Source organism: Pseudomonas sp. GYB4201 (genome assembly GCF_056312595.1).
In genome coordinates this window covers 605-14,852 of sequence record NZ_JBWGIG010000072.1, presented here as the reverse complement: position 1 = coordinate 14,852, position 14,248 = coordinate 605, and the positions used below count along the sequence as shown (strand labels likewise).

Here is a 14,248-nt window from a genome sequence, read left to right as displayed (position 1 = left end):
CTCTTCCAGCGCCTGGGGCTGTTTCCCTTCATGCTCAATTTCGTACAACAGCCACAGCCCGTTCGCATCCGCGCGGGGATGCTCCTGCAAGGTCACCAGGCAACCGCTGGCCAGCCGCGCGACGTCGCCCTCGCCCTCGGCACGGCAGGCCTCGAAGCGCAGGCGTTCCAGCGCGCGGGCCGCGTGGCGCTTGCCGTGCCGGGCGTTTGGCAGCGGCTCGGGAAAGCTGAACACTTCCAGCTCGTGCAGCCTGCGCTCACCCTCCTGCGGCGCAGGCCGGGCGGTGTATTCAGGAATGAAACTGGGATGGGCGAAGTCATAATCGCGCTGCGTCACCCGTGTAGGCCGGGTGCGCACGTACTGGCGAAAACGGCTGACCACCGGCTCTTCCGCGGCCATGCCCGAATCCGCCGCGAACCGTACCGGCTGCTCGAGCTTGGGGAAGAACCCCTGGCTGTCGCCAAACACCAGCACATGCTGGCCAGGCGCGTGCTCGAAACGAAAGTGCCAACCTTCCTCTTCGCACAGCCGCTGGATGAAATACAGGTCGCTTTCACCGTACTGGGTGCAGTACGGGCGCGGGACGTACTCCACCGGGCTAAGCTCGAAACGCTGGCGGTCGCCGAGAATGCCGTGCTCCTTCAGCACCTGGGTGATGATCTGCGCGGTGGTCTGGCCCTGGAAAATGCGCTGGTTGATCCGGTGCTGCAGGTTGGCCAGCTGCGGCACCAGGGTGAAGTGGTAATGGCTCAGGCGCGTGCCACGCTCGCCCACCTGGCACGCGCTGATCACGCCATGGAAACCGCCGGCATCAATACCGAGGAAGGTGGGGCACTGCAGGAACTGGGCGGGGTCGAGGTCGGAACGCTCGCTGACCACCTCGATGTCGAAGTGGTAGAGCTGGCTGACGCCTTCGGTGCCGGTGAAGGCCAGCACCTTGAAGTCGTGCTCGATGCCCAGCAGGTCGAGATGGAAGCGGCTTTGGTTGGCGGCCGAGTAGGGCATTCGGGGTCCTTGAGCGCGTCGGCGAAAAAGGACCAGTGTGTGCAAAGGTTAAAGCCCTAGATACCAGACTACTCCCAAGCAGATGTAGGAAAATTCGCTAAACCTGTAGCAGCCGCCGAAGGCTGCGTCAGGGCCCAGGCGGTGTATCAGCCATTGCCCGGCGCCTGTGACGCGGCCTGGCGGCCGCTGCTACGGGCGCATTATCCTGTCCTCCCAACTTCCACGGAAAGCCCTCTCATGCGCTGGACCGCCAACAACCTGGCCGACATCCCCGGCATCGCCCATGGATTCCTCGGCATCGACGATGCGCTGCCTGCCGATACCTTCTGTTGCAACCAGAAGCACACCGCCGAAATCGTCGCCCCCACCCACGGGGACGTGATCGCCGATGGCCTGTTCACCGATCAGCAACGGCCCATCGCGGTCTTCACCGCCGACTGCCTGCCCGTGCTGATGGCCTCCACCGACGGCCGGCACGTGGCCGCCGTGCACGGCGGCTGGAAGGGTCTGCAGGCCGGCATCCTGGGCAACGCCCTGCGCCGCTTCGACCAGGCGCGCGTGCCACGGCACCGCGTGCGCGTTGCCATCGGCCCGTCGATCAAGCCCTGCTGCTATGAGGTGAGCGATGATTTTCGCACGCTGTGGGCCGGCCCGAACCCACCCTGGTATCAGCAGCGTCCGGCTCCCGCGCAGCCAAACGCCCTGCCGCAGCCACCAGCCATGAACCCCCACGGCCTGTGGTTCGACCTGGCGCGCTACGGCCAGTTGCTGTTGGCCGAGCAAGGCATTGCCGCCGATCAGGTCGAGATAGTCGACCGCTGCACCTGCTGCCATACCGACGCGCTGGGCAGCTACCGCCGCCGCACTCACTGGCCGGCGCCGCGCACCCAGCAATTTTCATGGATCGCGCGAACCTAGATGAACATTCACATCTGCTCACAAACTGTCACATAACTGCAATATTTCCTCCTCATGATCGCGCCATCAGCCCTTGCGCCGCGAGCCGACATGAATTCGAGCATCATCAAGAGCCACCAGGACTCGGACCTTTTCGGATTGCTGTACGGCTACCGCTTCCGCCCCGGCGGCCCGGTGTGCGAGCTGGATTCGGCCGCCGTGCTGCAAACCCTGGGCGACGCCGAGCACAACGACGAATTCGTCTGGCTGCACCTGAACCTGGCCCACGCCGGCTGCGAGCGCTGGATGCGCGCGCACCTGCAGCTGCCCGATGATTTCTACGAATCGCTGCACGAAGGCTCGCGTTCCACGCGCATCGAGCACGTCGACGACGCCCTGCTGGCGGTGGTCAACGACGTGGTGTTCAACTTCGGCATGGTCTCCTCGGACATCTCCACCCTGTGGCTGTGCGCCAACGAGCGGGTGCTGGTCAGCGCCCGGCTGCAGCCGCTGCACTCGGTGGACAAGCTGCGCTCGTCAGTGAAGCGCGGCGAGCGCTTCCGCTCGCCCATGGAGCTGCTGGTGCACCTGTTCCGCGACCAGGCCGAGGTGCTGACGCAGATCGTGCGCAAGACCAGCATGAGCGTCGACAATATCGAAGACCAGCTGCTGTCCCTGCGCCTGAGCAACAACCGCGCCGAACTGGGCAGCATGCGCCGCGTGCTGGTGCGCCTGCAGCGCCTGCTGGCGCTGGAGCCGGGCTCGTTGCTGCGGCTGCTGAACCGGCCGCCCGCCTGGCTGCAGGAGGATGACGTGCAGGCCCTGCGCCAGGCCACCGAGGAGTTCGCCCTGGTGCTCAGCGACCTCACGGCCCTGGGCGAACGCATCAAGCTGCTGCAGGAAGAAATTGCCGCCAACCTCAACGAACAGAGCAACCGCACCCTGTTCACCCTCACCGTGGTGACGGTGCTGGCCTTGCCCATCAACATCATCGCCGGCTTCTTCGGCATGAACGTGGGCGGCATCCCGCTGGCCAGCGACCCGGAGGGCTTCTGGATCCTGGTGGCGCTGGTGGCCACCTTCACCCTGCTGGCCGGGCGCTGGGCGTTCCGCAAGCGGACCGACTACTGACCCGGGGCTGACGCCAGTCTGTCACATTTTGCAACGATTATGAGGGTTCCCTCCCTCAATCGAGTTGCCTGACATGGCTACGCCAACCCTGGCTTCTTCATCCCCCAGCAGTACTCAAGCGCGCCCGCAGTTTGACCGCAAGCCAGGGCGCGGCACCCTCATCGGCTTCTTCATCGTGCTGGCCATCGGGCTGATCTACAGCACCTGGAGCCTGGTTACCGACGTCGACGAGATGGGCACCATCGTCACCACCTGGACGCCGTTCATCCTGCTGGGCGTGGCCCTGCTGATCGCCCTGGGCTTCGAGTTCGTCAACGGTTTCCATGACACCGCCAACGCGGTGGCCACGGTGATCTACACCCATTCGCTGCCGCCGCAGTTCGCGGTGGTGTGGTCGGGCCTGTTCAACTTCCTCGGCGTGCTGACCTCCAGCGGCGCGGTGGCGTTCGGCATCATCGCCCTGCTGCCGGTGGAGCTGATTTTGCAGGTGGGCTCGTCCGCCGGTTTCTCGATGATCTTCGCCCTGCTGCTGGCGGCCATCATCTGGAACCTGGGCACCTGGTGGCTGGGCCTGCCGGCCTCCTCGTCGCACACCCTGATCGGTTCGATCATCGGCGTGGGCGTGGCCAACGCGCTGATGCACGGCCGCGACGGCACCAGCGGCGTGGACTGGGGCCAGGCGCTGAAAATCGGTTACTCGCTGCTGCTGTCACCGCTGCTGGGCTTCGCCTTCGCCGCGCTGTTGCTGGTGGCACTGCGCGTGTTCGTGAAGAACCGGGCCCTGTACAAGGCGCCCGTCAGCGACGCGCCACCGCCATGGTGGATTCGCGGCCTGCTGATTCTGACCTGCACCGGCGTGTCCTTCGCCCACGGCTCCAACGACGGCCAGAAGGGCATGGGCCTGATCATGCTGATTCTGGTGGGCACCCTGCCCATGGCCTACGCCCTGAACCGCGCCATGCCGGCCGACCAGTCGGTGCAGTTCGCCGCCGTGGCCCAGGTGACCCAGCAGGCGCTGGTCAAGGCCGCGCCAACGCCGGTGAACGGCGACCCGCGGGCGATCCTGACGGACTATATCCGCAACAAGCAGCCTACCCCGGAACTGGTACCGGCCCTGGCCGCCATTGCCGGGCTGATCGGCAACGAGGTCAACGCCTACGGCAGCCTCACCGCCATCCCTGCCGCCGCGGTGGGCAACGTGCGTAACGACATGTACCTGACCTCCGAGGCCATTCGCCTGATGGACAAGGACAAGGTCGGCCAGTTTGACGCCGACACCCAGGCCAAGGTCTCGCAGTTCAAGCAGCAGATCGACAGCTCCACCCGCTTCATCCCGCTGTGGGTGAAAGTGGCCGTGGCCATCGCCCTGGGACTGGGCACCATGGTGGGCTGGAAGCGCATCGTGGTGACGGTCGGTGAGAAAATCGGCAAGAACCACCTGACCTACGCCCAGGGCGCCAGCGCCGAAGTGGTGGCCATGCTGACCATCGGCGCAGCGGACATGTACGGGCTGCCGGTGTCCACCACCCACGTGCTGTCGTCGGGCGTGGCCGGGGCCATGGTGGCCAACGGCTCGGGGCTGCAGATGCGCACCATCCGCAATCTGGTGATGGCCTGGGTGCTGACCTTGCCGGCGGCCATCCTGCTGTCAGGCTCGTTGTACTGGTTGTTCAATTCGGTGTTCTGAACCGGACGCCGATCGACCGTAGCCGCTGCCGAAGGCTGCGCTGGCCATGCCCCACGCTGAAGATCTTCAGTGTACGAATGGGCCAGCGCAGCCTGGCGGCAGCGGCTACAGGTGGCCAGCGTCGGTCACCACTCCAACGTCAGGCGGCTCTCGAAGCTGCGTTCCTCACCCCTCAACGGGTCCTTGAAGCGCAGGCTCTGCGCCAGCAGCTTCAACGGTTTCGCGTAATCATCCGCCTCGCCCTGCCCGCACACCTGCGGGTAGAACGGGTCGTTGCACAGGCTGGCGCCCAGCGCCGTCATGTGCACCCGCAGCTGGTGGGTCTTGCCGGTGATGGGATAAAGGATGTAGCGCCACAAATCCCCATGTTTCTCCCCCACCTCCACCAACGTCTCGCTGTTGGGCACGCCGTCCACTTCCTGCATGCGGAAGAACGGCTCGCCGTGCACCATGCGGCTCTTGTGCACCAGCGGGAAGCTCAGGTGCGGCAACGCCGGGGCAATGGCGTGGTAGCGCTTGTCGATCTGGCGGTTGGGGAACAGCGACTGGTAGGCCGAGCGGCTCTCGGGGTTGGCCGAAAACAGCACCAGCCCGGCGGTGTGGCGGTCGATGCGGTGCAGCGGCACCAGGTGCGGGTTGTCCAGGCGGCGGATCAGCCGGCGCAGCAAGGTGTGCTCCACGTACTCGCCAGTGGGTGTCACCGGCAGGAAGTGCGGTTTGTCGGCCACCACCAGGTGCTCGTCCACGTGCAGGATCTGCTCCTGGGCGGCGATGGGCTTTTCATTGGGCACTTCACGGAAATAGTGAATGCGCAGGCCCTGCTTGTAGGGCAGGTCGACCGTTATCGGCTGCCCCTTGGCGTCCAGCACCCTGCCCCGGGCAATGCGGTCCAGCCACTGGCCGCGGTCGATGGCCTTGAAGTGATCGCACAGGCAATCGAGCACCGTCGTCCAGGGGCCAGGCGGCAGGCTGAGGGTGCTGGCCTGGTGATGGGCAGCGTTGAAAGCACGATCGGACATGGGCAGGGCTCTGGGCTAATGCAGCCTGGCATTATCCCCCAGTGCCGCGCCTGCTGTCATTGCGCGTGGGCCTGGCGCGCCGCGTCGGTGAACTCCTTGAGCCAGCGCAGCACCTGCACCGCTTCCCAGCGAGTGGGGTCGTACAGGGCGTACAGCAGGCCTTCGTAGCCCACCACGTCGAGGGGGCGATGGTAGCCAGCACGCTGGAACAGCGCCTCGATCTCGGCAAAGCAGGTGTTGAAATGCAGTTTGTTGAAGGGCGTCTTGCCTTCCGTTACCAGGCCATCGAGGCGCAGCTCCAGCACCGCCTCCTGGACCACTTCCGGGCTCATGCGGTTGACGCTGTATTTCAGTTGTTCGACATTGACCACGCGGGCAATCCTCTGACTTCGTTGCTCAGGGCACGCGCGGGCGCCCTGTAGTGCGCACTTCCATGAACACTGTATTTATATACAGCATAAGGATCACTACCCTCTGCGTCAATGCACAGATGATCGGTGGCGCCTCAGACGATCCCGGGCAGGTAGCCGGTGCCCTTGCGAATGGTCAGCACTTCGCGGCGCGGTGGTCGCTCGCTCACGGCCAGGTGCACCCAGCGGTCGAACTCCAGGATCAGCTGGTCGAACACCAGGCCGCTGTCGGCGATCAGTTCCACCGTTTGCCGCGGCGCCAGGCCCGGCACGGTGAAGTCCGCAGCCAAGCCCCGCAGATGCGCGCTGGTGGGCGAACCGCCAATCAGCGCGTTCAGGGCCGGGCCACGGTAGCCGCTGCTGATCAGCAGCGGCGCGTCCACCAGGGCGCGGATGGCTTCGAGCAGCTGGCACAGGCGGCGCAGGTTGGCGATGACAGCCGCGTCGGGGGTGTTGTCGATGCCGGCCTTGGCGGCCGAGGGGGAGGCAATCAGTTCTGCCAGGGTGAAGTTGTCGCTCAGGTTCATGCTGTCGCTCCTTGACGTGCGCACGGGTGCACCGGCCATTGTCCGGGGCCGGTGGGGGGAGCCTGTAGTTATCTATGTAGGCGCGGCGACGGGGCAGCGGGAAAGCCTGCGCAGGCTCAGCGCACGAAGGCGACCACCTGGTCGGTGTCGAACGGCCAGCGCAGTTCGGCGCCGGTGTCGATGCGCCGTAGCACGGGGATGTGTAGCGAATAGGTGTCGAGCAGACGCAAATCATCGGCAATGTCGATCAATTCCACCTGCAACCCATACTCCACCAGGGGCATGAGTTCGTCCTCGGCCAACTCGCACAAACGGCAGCCCACGGTTCCAAGCAGTTGGCATTCGGCAAACATCGATGGCTACCGGGTCAGGGAAGAATGGGCCCTATTCTAGAACCTACAGGATAAACCGCCAACGCCGGCTGGCGGCAATCACCAGGGGGGCCACGGCCAGGGTCAGCAGCGCCACCACCAGGGCCATCAGGCTGCCGTACGCCAGCCCTGCCGCCATCGCCGCGAACATCAACAACGGGTGGGTGAAGTAGACCGCTGCCGATAGCCGCCCCACACGGTCACCCGTGCCTGGCCGCGGGTAATGCAGGGCCAGCAGCACCACCACCGGGGCCACCAGCGGCAGCGTGAACATGAAGTCGAAATTGATGACGCGGTCGGGGGCGTGGTGGTAGTTGAACCACGACTCGGCCAGCATCAGCAGCAGCGCCACCACCAGCCAGGTCCACAACAGCCCCGGGGCCAGGCGCACTGGCACCTGGTGGCGGGCCAGCAGGAAACCGGTCGCCACGAACGGGAAGCCCATGAACAGGAAGTTGCGCGCCGCGTAGTCGTTCTGGTTGAAGTGCTGCAGGAACGCCTCGGGAATCTGCACGTAGGCCCGCGCGTACTGCAGCGCCAGGCCGAGGGTAAAGGCAATGAACGCCAGCGTGGCGACCTGCCAGGTGCGGCGCTGGCGCACGGCATACAGCAGCAGGCCGCCGCCGATCATGCCCAGCAGGTACCACAGGTGGAAGAAGCCGATCAGCCACTGCTTGAGCGCCAGCAGCACCGCGCCCACGCCTGAACCTGCCACGTAGAACGGGCTATAGACCAGCATCCAGAACACGTACAGCAGCACGATACGCCCCAGCCAGCGGCGCATGCCCGCCGCGCCCTGCAGCGCCTGGCCAAGAAAATAGCCATTGATCAGGAAGAACACCGGCACCGCAATGCGCAGCAGGCCGTTGCACAACAGGTAGCCCGGCAGGCTGTCGTTGCCGCCCAGCACCTTGCAGTGCATGGCCACCACCATCAGCGCCAGCAGCAGCTTGAGCCGGTCCAGGTTTGCATTGACGATCTTGCTCATCCCTAAGCGCTCTAGTGGGCGAAATTGGAAAAACCTGGAGCAGTCCAACCGCCACACAGCGTAGCAGCGGCAACAGCCACCATCTTATCGGTGATGGCTATTTGCCGTCGAGCCTCGCGTACCTAGAGCATGAAACGCCAGCGCTGGTTCATGGCAATCAACAGCGGCGCCAGCGCAACGGCCGCCAGGGTCACCAGCATCACCATGAAGTTGCCATAGACCACCCCCGCGCCCAAGGCACACCACAAGATCAGCGGGTGCACGAAGTACACCGCCGACGACATCTGCCCCACATAGACGCTCTGGGTAGGCCGGTCGTAGACCATCACCAGCATGAACAGCGCCGGCGCCACCAGTGGCATCGAAGCCAGCAGGTCGAAGTTGAACAGGTGCACCGGGTCATTGCGGTAATTGAGTTCGGACTCCAGCAGCATCAGCGCCATGGCCAGCAACAGCCAGCCCCACACCAGGCTGCGGCTGAGGCGCAGGTGCAGCGGATGGCGCGCCAGCAGGTAGCCCAGGGCCATGAACGGAAACGCCATGAACAGGAAGTTGCGCGCGGTGTAGTCGTTCTGGTTGAAGTGCTGCAGGAAGTCATTGGGAATGCGCACGTACACCCGGGCGTACTGCAGCGCCACGCCAATGGCGAAGGTGGCCAGGGCCGCGGCCGCAAGCGTGGCGGTGGAGCGCTGGTGCAGCACGAACAGCAGGGCGCCGGCGCCGATCATGCCCACCAGGTACCACAGGTGGAAATAACCGATGACCCATTGCTTGATGGCCGCCAGCATATCGGCAAAGCCCAGCCCCGTGAGGTACAGCGGGCTGTAGATGACCATCCAGAACACGTAGAGCATGGTCACGCGCCATAGCCATTGGCGCATCACCGGCCAGGTCATGGGCGCCTGGCCCAGGAAGTAGCCGTTGATGATGAAGAACACCGGCACGACCACGCGGAACACCCCATTGCACAACAGGTACCCGGCCAGGGTGTCGTTGCCGCCGAGTATCTTGCAATGCACCGCGACCACGATCAGGGCCAGGGTAAGTTTGAGCCAGTTGAGGTTTGCGTTGACTGTTTTTGTTGTTGTTTTGCCCATGTGATGTCACCTGACGAAAAAGCGCCAAGCCCCGTGACGACGAATGCGTCACACCGTGTCATACCCCCCGCGTGCCGGTGCCTTGCGAAAGCGCTGGTTGCACCACGCCGTGGCGCGGTCCAGCAGCGGTTTCTCGAACACCCGGTACGCCACTGCCCCATAGCACAACGTGGCTGCCAGCATCAGCAGCACAAACGCCAGGTTGTCCCACAGACTGTCCGGATTCGCGCCCACCAGGCGCCACACCTGCCCCATCACCCCGAGCACCAGCAGGTGCGACAGGTAGACGGTGTAGGACATGTCACCTATGTGCGTAAGGAAGCGCGGTACCGTGATCAGTTTTCGCCGTTCCAGCAACGCCAGCGACAAGGTCAGCGTGCCGAACACCAGGGCAGCCGCCAGCATGCGCGGCAGCCCCACCGTCTTGTACAGGCCCAGGCTGGCGATCAGCGGCATGCCCACCAGCACTGAGGCCAGCAGCATCACCCAGACCACGCCGGTGGGCAGCGCGGCACTGCGCGCCGAATAAAAGTAGCGCGCCACGGCGCAGCCAACGATGAATTCCAGGGCGTAGGGATGCAGCATGATCCGCAGCGCCGGGGAATAGTCCTGCCAGTCCTGGGTCAGGTTGAAGGCCACCAGCACCAGCGCCCAGCCCGCCAGCAGCCAGGGCAACCACTGCTCGCGCAGGAACAGCAGCGCGGCGAACACCAGGTAGAACCACAGTTCGAACACCAGCGACCAGGCCACCATCACCAGCAGCACCTTGTCGCTGGGCAGCAGCAGGAAGGACATGCCCAGGTTCGAGTCGCCGTGGGTGGAATTGACCAACCCCGGCGCCGCCAGGTAGATGCCCAGGGTGATCAGGTAATAGAGCCAGTAGTTGGGATAGATGCGCGACAGGCGATTGAACAGGAAGCGCTGGCCCTGCACCCAGTCCTGGTGGCGGCCACGGGTGACGATAACCATGACGAAGCCGCTGATGACGAAGAACAGGTCGACGCCCAGCTGGAAGAAATCCACCATGGAGGGCAGCAACAGGTCGCCACCGCTGTATTTGGCTTCAACCGCCGCCATGTGGAACAACACCACGCCCACCACCGCGACGCCCCGCATGCCCTGCAACGAAAACAGGCGCTCCATACCCCTTGCCCCTTGTGTTCGAACCCCATACCAAAGCCGTGGCCCAGGGTAAATGCTCCGGGGCCAACTGCATGCTATGCCGAACGCCGACGCAAGAAAACCATTGGTTTATGGCGTCAAACTGCCATCACCCCCACCCTCCGTAGCAGCGGCCGCAGGCCGCGTCCCCAAGCGCCGAATCGCGCCCAGGACGCCACCCGATCAATCGTGATTGACCGCGCCAATCTTGTGCAGCGACAGGTCGGCGCCGTAGTACTCCTGCTCCTGGCTCAGGCGAATACCCACCACCGCCTTGAGCAGCCCATACACCGCAAAGCCGCCCACCAGCGCCACGGCCACCCCGGCCAGGCTGCCCAGCACCTGCACGGCCAGGCTCACGCCGCCCATGCCGCCCAGCGCCTGCTGGCCGAAAATGCCGCAGGCCACCCCGCCCCACACGCCACAGATGCCGTGCAGCGGCCACACGCCCAGCACGTCATCGATCTTCCATTTGCCCTGGGCGGCAATGAAGCAGCCCACGAACAGCGCGCCGGCGATGGCACCGGTGGCCAGGGCGCCAATGGGGTGCATCAGGTCGGAACCGGCGCACACCGCCACCAGCCCGGCCAGCGGACCGTTGTGCAGAAAGCCGGGGTCGTTGCGGCCGACGATCAGCGCGGCGATGGTGCCGCCGACCATGGCCATCAGCGAGTTGATCGCCACCAGGCCGCTCATGCCCGCCACGCTTTGTGCGCTCATGACGTTGAAGCCGAACCAGCCAACGATCAGAATCCACGAGCCCAGCGCCAGGAACGGAATGTTCGACGGCGCGAAGGCCACCACGCGGCCATCGCGATAGCGGCCCTGGCGCGGCCCCAGCAGCAGCACCGCCGCCAGCGCCAGCCAGCCGCCCATGGCGTGCACCACCACCGAGCCTGCGAAGTCATGGAAGGTGGCGCCAAAGTGCGCCAGCAGCCACGGCTGCACGCCAAAGTTGCCGTTCCAGGCAATGCCCTCGAAGAACGGGTAGACGAAGGCCACGATCAACGTGGTGGCGCACAGCTGCGGCACGAAACGCGCACGCTCGGCGATGCCGCCGGAGATGATCGCCGGAATGGCCGCGGCAAAGGTCAGCAGGAAGAAGAACTTCACCAGCGCATAGCCATGGTCGGCGCTCAGCTCGCTGGCCGGGGCAATGAAGGTGACGCCATAGGCGATCCAGTAGCCTATAAAGAAGTAGGCCAGGGTAGACACGGCAAAGTCGCTGAGGATCTTCGACAGCGCGTTCACCTGGTTCTTCTGGCGCACGGTGCCGACTTCCAGGAACGCGAAGCCGGCGTGCATGGCCAGGACCATGACAGCGCCCATCAGCAGGAACAGGGTATTGGAGCCGTGAATCAGTGTTTGCACGGCGCTTTGCAGATTATCCATCGAGAAGGCAGACCTGAAGTCCGGAAAAACAGCACCAAAGCAGGTCGACCAATGAGTCATTGCACCAATATGGGACGTGCAACGCGCTCTTTATTCGACTGCGTGGTAATTTTTCCTCGGGTTTATTTCGTTTGGGTTAAGGTTTATTTCCACCGCAGGCTCTGGCGCGCCGATCTGGCGCACGGGCCTGCTGTTATGCACCAACGAAAAGCAAAAGCTGTACCAGGCAAACGTGAAGGAACCTTCAGAAAGCCTGGGCACTCGAAACACCAGACGCCAACCAATGGAGAGCACCATGGCCCGCACCACGGCAAAGACTGCACAAGACGTACTGATGGCTGATTTTCAGACGTTGGTGCGCGACACCGAGAAGCTGCTGGACCACACCAAGACCCTGGCCGGCGACCAGGCTGACGAGCTGCGCGAGCAGATCCACGACAGCCTGCTGCGCGCCCGCGAGACCCTGAAAGCCACCGAGCAGACCCTGCGCCTGAAGGGCGAACTGGCCGTGGCCAAGACCGAGGCCTACGTGCAGGAAAACCCCTGGCAGTCCATCGGCATCGCCGCCGGCGTGGGCTTCCTGGTCGGCCTGCTGGCCACAAGGCGCTAACCGATGGCCTTGGACATGGACTCGAAATCGACGGCCGCCGGGCCGTCGTCGCGGCGCCTGGGCGCGGCCCTGCTGGGCCTGTTGCACAGCCATGTGGAACTGTTCGGCATCGAACTGCAGGAGCAGAAATCGCGCACCTTGAGCCTGCTGCTGTTCGCCGGGCTGGCGCTGGTGTTCGCGCTGCTGGCACTGGTGGCCTTGTCAGGCCTGATCCTGATCCTGCTGTGGGACAACTACCGCATGCAGGGCATGATCGGCCTGGCCGTGTTCTACCTGCTGGCGGGGCTGTTCTGCGCCATGAAGTTGAAGGCGGCGATCTTCGATGAATCCTCGCCGTTCAGCGGCACCCTCGAAGAGCTGGCCAACGATCGGGAGCGCCTGTTGCCATGAGTGCACCGAACCTGCCACAGAACCAGTCGCGTCGCGAAATGCGCAAGGCCTTGATCCGCTTGCGCATGGAAATGCACCGCCAGGAAATCCGCCACGAATCCGGCCAACTGATCAACCCCTTGAACCGCCTGCGCGGCATGGGCCAGTCGGTCCAGGACGGCTTGGGCATCAAGCACGCACCGTTATGGGGCCTGGCCGGCGTGGTGCTGCTGGGCTTCCTCACCGGCAAAGGCGCCAAGAGCGGCGGCACCGGCGGGCTGACGCGCCTGGTGAAGCTGGGCACCAGCCTGCTGCCCTTGATCAAGCTGGCCATGCAACGCAAGGATTAGGTTGCCATCATTTGGCTACATTCTTGCAAAGGCCCTAGGCCATGCCCCGGTTCCGGCCGGGGCGCTCAAGAAGCTGCCATCTGAGGAGCCGCCGTGTTCGACGGGCAACCGCTCGCCTGGTTTCAACCCTTCATCGATACCGCCACCGGCCGCATCGCCGGCGTGGAGGCCCTGGGCCGCCTGCGCCAGGCCGACGGCACGGTGCAGTCGGTGGGGCCGCTGTTCAGCGACCCACGCACCCTGGCCCCGGCCCTGCGGCGCCTGGACCGGCAGATCCGCGGCGACGCCCTGGCCCGCCTGCATGAGGCGCCGCAGGACTGGTTCCTGAGCCTGAATATCTCACCGCGCTGGATCAGCCGCGTGCGCGACAACCAGCCGCTGCCCAGCCTGACCCAATTGCAGCGTCACGGCGTGGCGGCCGAGCGGGTGGTGTTCGAGATCACCGAACTGGGCGGCGACAGCCGTCGCCTCAGCCAGGTGGTGCAGCGGTACCGCGAGGCCGGCGCGCGCATCGCCATCGATGACTTCGGCGCCGGCTATTCGCAGCTGGACCGCGTGCTGGCGCTGCAACCCGACATCCTCAAGCTCGACATGCGCCTGTTCCAGGCCGCCGCCCGTGGCGGCCCCAGCAGCGAAGTGGTCAAGGCCCTGGCGCAGATGGCGGAAAAGACCGGCTGCTGGATCATCGCCGAGGGCGTGGAAACCGAAGCCGAGCTCAACTTCGCCCTGGAATGCGGCTCACGCTACGTGCAGGGCTACCTGTTCGCCCGCGCCGAACCGGACTTCTTCCCCGCCGACGCCTTCGTCACCCGCTTCGCCGCCCTGCGCGAGCGCTACGTGCAACAGAAACTGGGCGAGCGCGCGCGGCTGATGAACCTGCGCCTGCAACTGGGCGAGCTGATGGCCGTGCTGCAACCATGGGCCCAGGCCGGCGCCCCTGCCAGCGCCCTGCCCCGGCTGGACGCCTACCCCTGGCTGCTGCGCTTCTACCAGTGCGACCGCCACGGCACCCAACTGACCCCCAACATGGAATGGCGCCAGCAGGGCTGGCACGCCGACCCCAGCTACCTGGGCCACAACTGGTCGTGGCGCCCGTACTTCTACCACCTGCTGGCCGAAGGCTGGGACGAACGCCGGCTGATCCTGTCCAGCACCTACCGCGACGCCACCAGCAACCAGTACTGCCTCACCGCGGGGCAGTTCTTCGCCAACGGCCAGCGGTTGTTGTTGATTG

Annotated in this window: 16 protein-coding genes; 7 read left to right on the top strand and 9 right to left on the bottom strand. The window is 65.0% G+C overall.

The genetic code is table 11. The annotated features are described in order from the left end of the window. A partial coding sequence (gene tssI / locus AC0Z2B_RS32055; protein WP_476302145.1) for a type VI secretion system tip protein TssI/VgrG occupies positions 1-1,005 on the bottom strand: 1,005 nt, incomplete at its 3' end. A gap of 237 nt (positions 1,006-1,242) precedes the next feature. Between tssI and AC0Z2B_RS32050 the strand changes: the two genes are divergently transcribed. The 3 genes from AC0Z2B_RS32050 (at position 1,243) to AC0Z2B_RS32040 (ending at position 4,720) form a co-directional block, all read left to right on the top strand. Then, positions 1,243-1,923: a purine nucleoside phosphorylase YfiH/LACC1 family protein gene (locus AC0Z2B_RS32050; protein WP_476302143.1), complete on the top strand. Its 681-nt coding sequence runs from the start codon at positions 1,243-1,245 to the stop codon at positions 1,921-1,923. Positions 1,924-2,013: 90 nt separating this feature from the next. Further along, on the top strand, positions 2,014-3,033 hold the full coding sequence (locus AC0Z2B_RS32045) for a transporter (RefSeq protein WP_416423395.1): 1,020 nt from the start codon (positions 2,014-2,016) through the stop codon (positions 3,031-3,033). Between the two features lie 73 nt (positions 3,034-3,106). Further along, complete coding sequence (locus AC0Z2B_RS32040) at positions 3,107-4,720, top strand: inorganic phosphate transporter (RefSeq protein ID WP_476302141.1); 1,614 nt, start codon at positions 3,107-3,109, stop codon at positions 4,718-4,720. A 125-nt stretch (positions 4,721-4,845) separates the two neighbouring features. Here the strand turns inward: AC0Z2B_RS32040 and AC0Z2B_RS32035 are convergent, their stop codons facing one another. From AC0Z2B_RS32035 to AC0Z2B_RS32000, 8 genes are all read right to left on the bottom strand, one after another. After that, on the bottom strand, positions 4,846-5,739 hold the full coding sequence (locus tag AC0Z2B_RS32035) for a pseudouridine synthase (protein WP_476302140.1): 894 nt from the start codon (positions 5,737-5,739) through the stop codon (positions 4,846-4,848). Positions 5,740-5,795: 56 nt separating this feature from the next. Beyond that, positions 5,796-6,110: a transcriptional regulator gene (locus AC0Z2B_RS32030; RefSeq protein ID WP_416423392.1), complete on the bottom strand. Its 315-nt coding sequence runs from the start codon at positions 6,108-6,110 to the stop codon at positions 5,796-5,798. Between the two features lie 134 nt (positions 6,111-6,244). Further along, positions 6,245-6,676 carry a D-Ala-D-Ala carboxypeptidase family metallohydrolase gene (locus AC0Z2B_RS32025; protein WP_476302138.1) on the bottom strand — a complete coding sequence of 144 codons (432 nt, stop codon included), beginning with the start codon at positions 6,674-6,676 and terminating at the stop codon, positions 6,245-6,247. Between the two features lie 116 nt (positions 6,677-6,792). Next, positions 6,793-7,029, bottom strand: coding sequence for a glutaredoxin family protein (locus AC0Z2B_RS32020; RefSeq protein ID WP_476302136.1), 237 nt, complete (start codon positions 7,027-7,029; stop codon positions 6,793-6,795). A 43-nt stretch (positions 7,030-7,072) separates the two neighbouring features. After that, the gene (locus AC0Z2B_RS32015; RefSeq protein WP_476302134.1) at positions 7,073-8,035 is read right to left on the bottom strand and encodes an acyltransferase family protein; all 963 of its coding nucleotides are present in this window, start codon (positions 8,033-8,035) and stop codon (positions 7,073-7,075) included. Positions 8,036-8,157: 122 nt separating this feature from the next. After that, positions 8,158-9,132: an acyltransferase family protein gene (locus AC0Z2B_RS32010; RefSeq protein WP_476302132.1), complete on the bottom strand. Its 975-nt coding sequence runs from the start codon at positions 9,130-9,132 to the stop codon at positions 8,158-8,160. A 48-nt stretch (positions 9,133-9,180) separates the two neighbouring features. Then, the gene (locus tag AC0Z2B_RS32005) at positions 9,181-10,275 is read right to left on the bottom strand and encodes an acyltransferase family protein (RefSeq protein WP_473006009.1); all 1,095 of its coding nucleotides are present in this window, start codon (positions 10,273-10,275) and stop codon (positions 9,181-9,183) included. A 201-nt stretch (positions 10,276-10,476) separates the two neighbouring features. Beyond that, the gene (locus AC0Z2B_RS32000) at positions 10,477-11,685 is read right to left on the bottom strand and encodes an ammonium transporter (protein WP_416423386.1); all 1,209 of its coding nucleotides are present in this window, start codon (positions 11,683-11,685) and stop codon (positions 10,477-10,479) included. A gap of 295 nt (positions 11,686-11,980) precedes the next feature. Between AC0Z2B_RS32000 and AC0Z2B_RS31995 the strand changes: the two genes are divergently transcribed. The 4 genes from AC0Z2B_RS31995 to AC0Z2B_RS31980 all read left to right on the top strand — a co-directional run. Then, positions 11,981-12,295, top strand: coding sequence for an ElaB/YgaM/YqjD family protein (locus AC0Z2B_RS31995; RefSeq protein WP_416423385.1), 315 nt, complete (start codon positions 11,981-11,983; stop codon positions 12,293-12,295). Between the two features lie 15 nt (positions 12,296-12,310). Further along, positions 12,311-12,685, top strand: coding sequence for a phage holin family protein (locus tag AC0Z2B_RS31990; RefSeq protein ID WP_416427569.1), 375 nt, complete (start codon positions 12,311-12,313; stop codon positions 12,683-12,685). Continuing rightward, on the top strand, positions 12,682-13,014 hold the full coding sequence (locus AC0Z2B_RS31985) for a hypothetical protein (protein WP_416423384.1): 333 nt from the start codon (positions 12,682-12,684) through the stop codon (positions 13,012-13,014). Before AC0Z2B_RS31990 ends, AC0Z2B_RS31985 begins: the two co-directional genes overlap by 4 nt. 93 nt (positions 13,015-13,107) lie before the next feature. Then, on the top strand, positions 13,108-14,248 hold a 1,141-nt coding region (locus tag AC0Z2B_RS31980; RefSeq protein WP_476302129.1), incomplete at its 3' end, for an EAL domain-containing protein.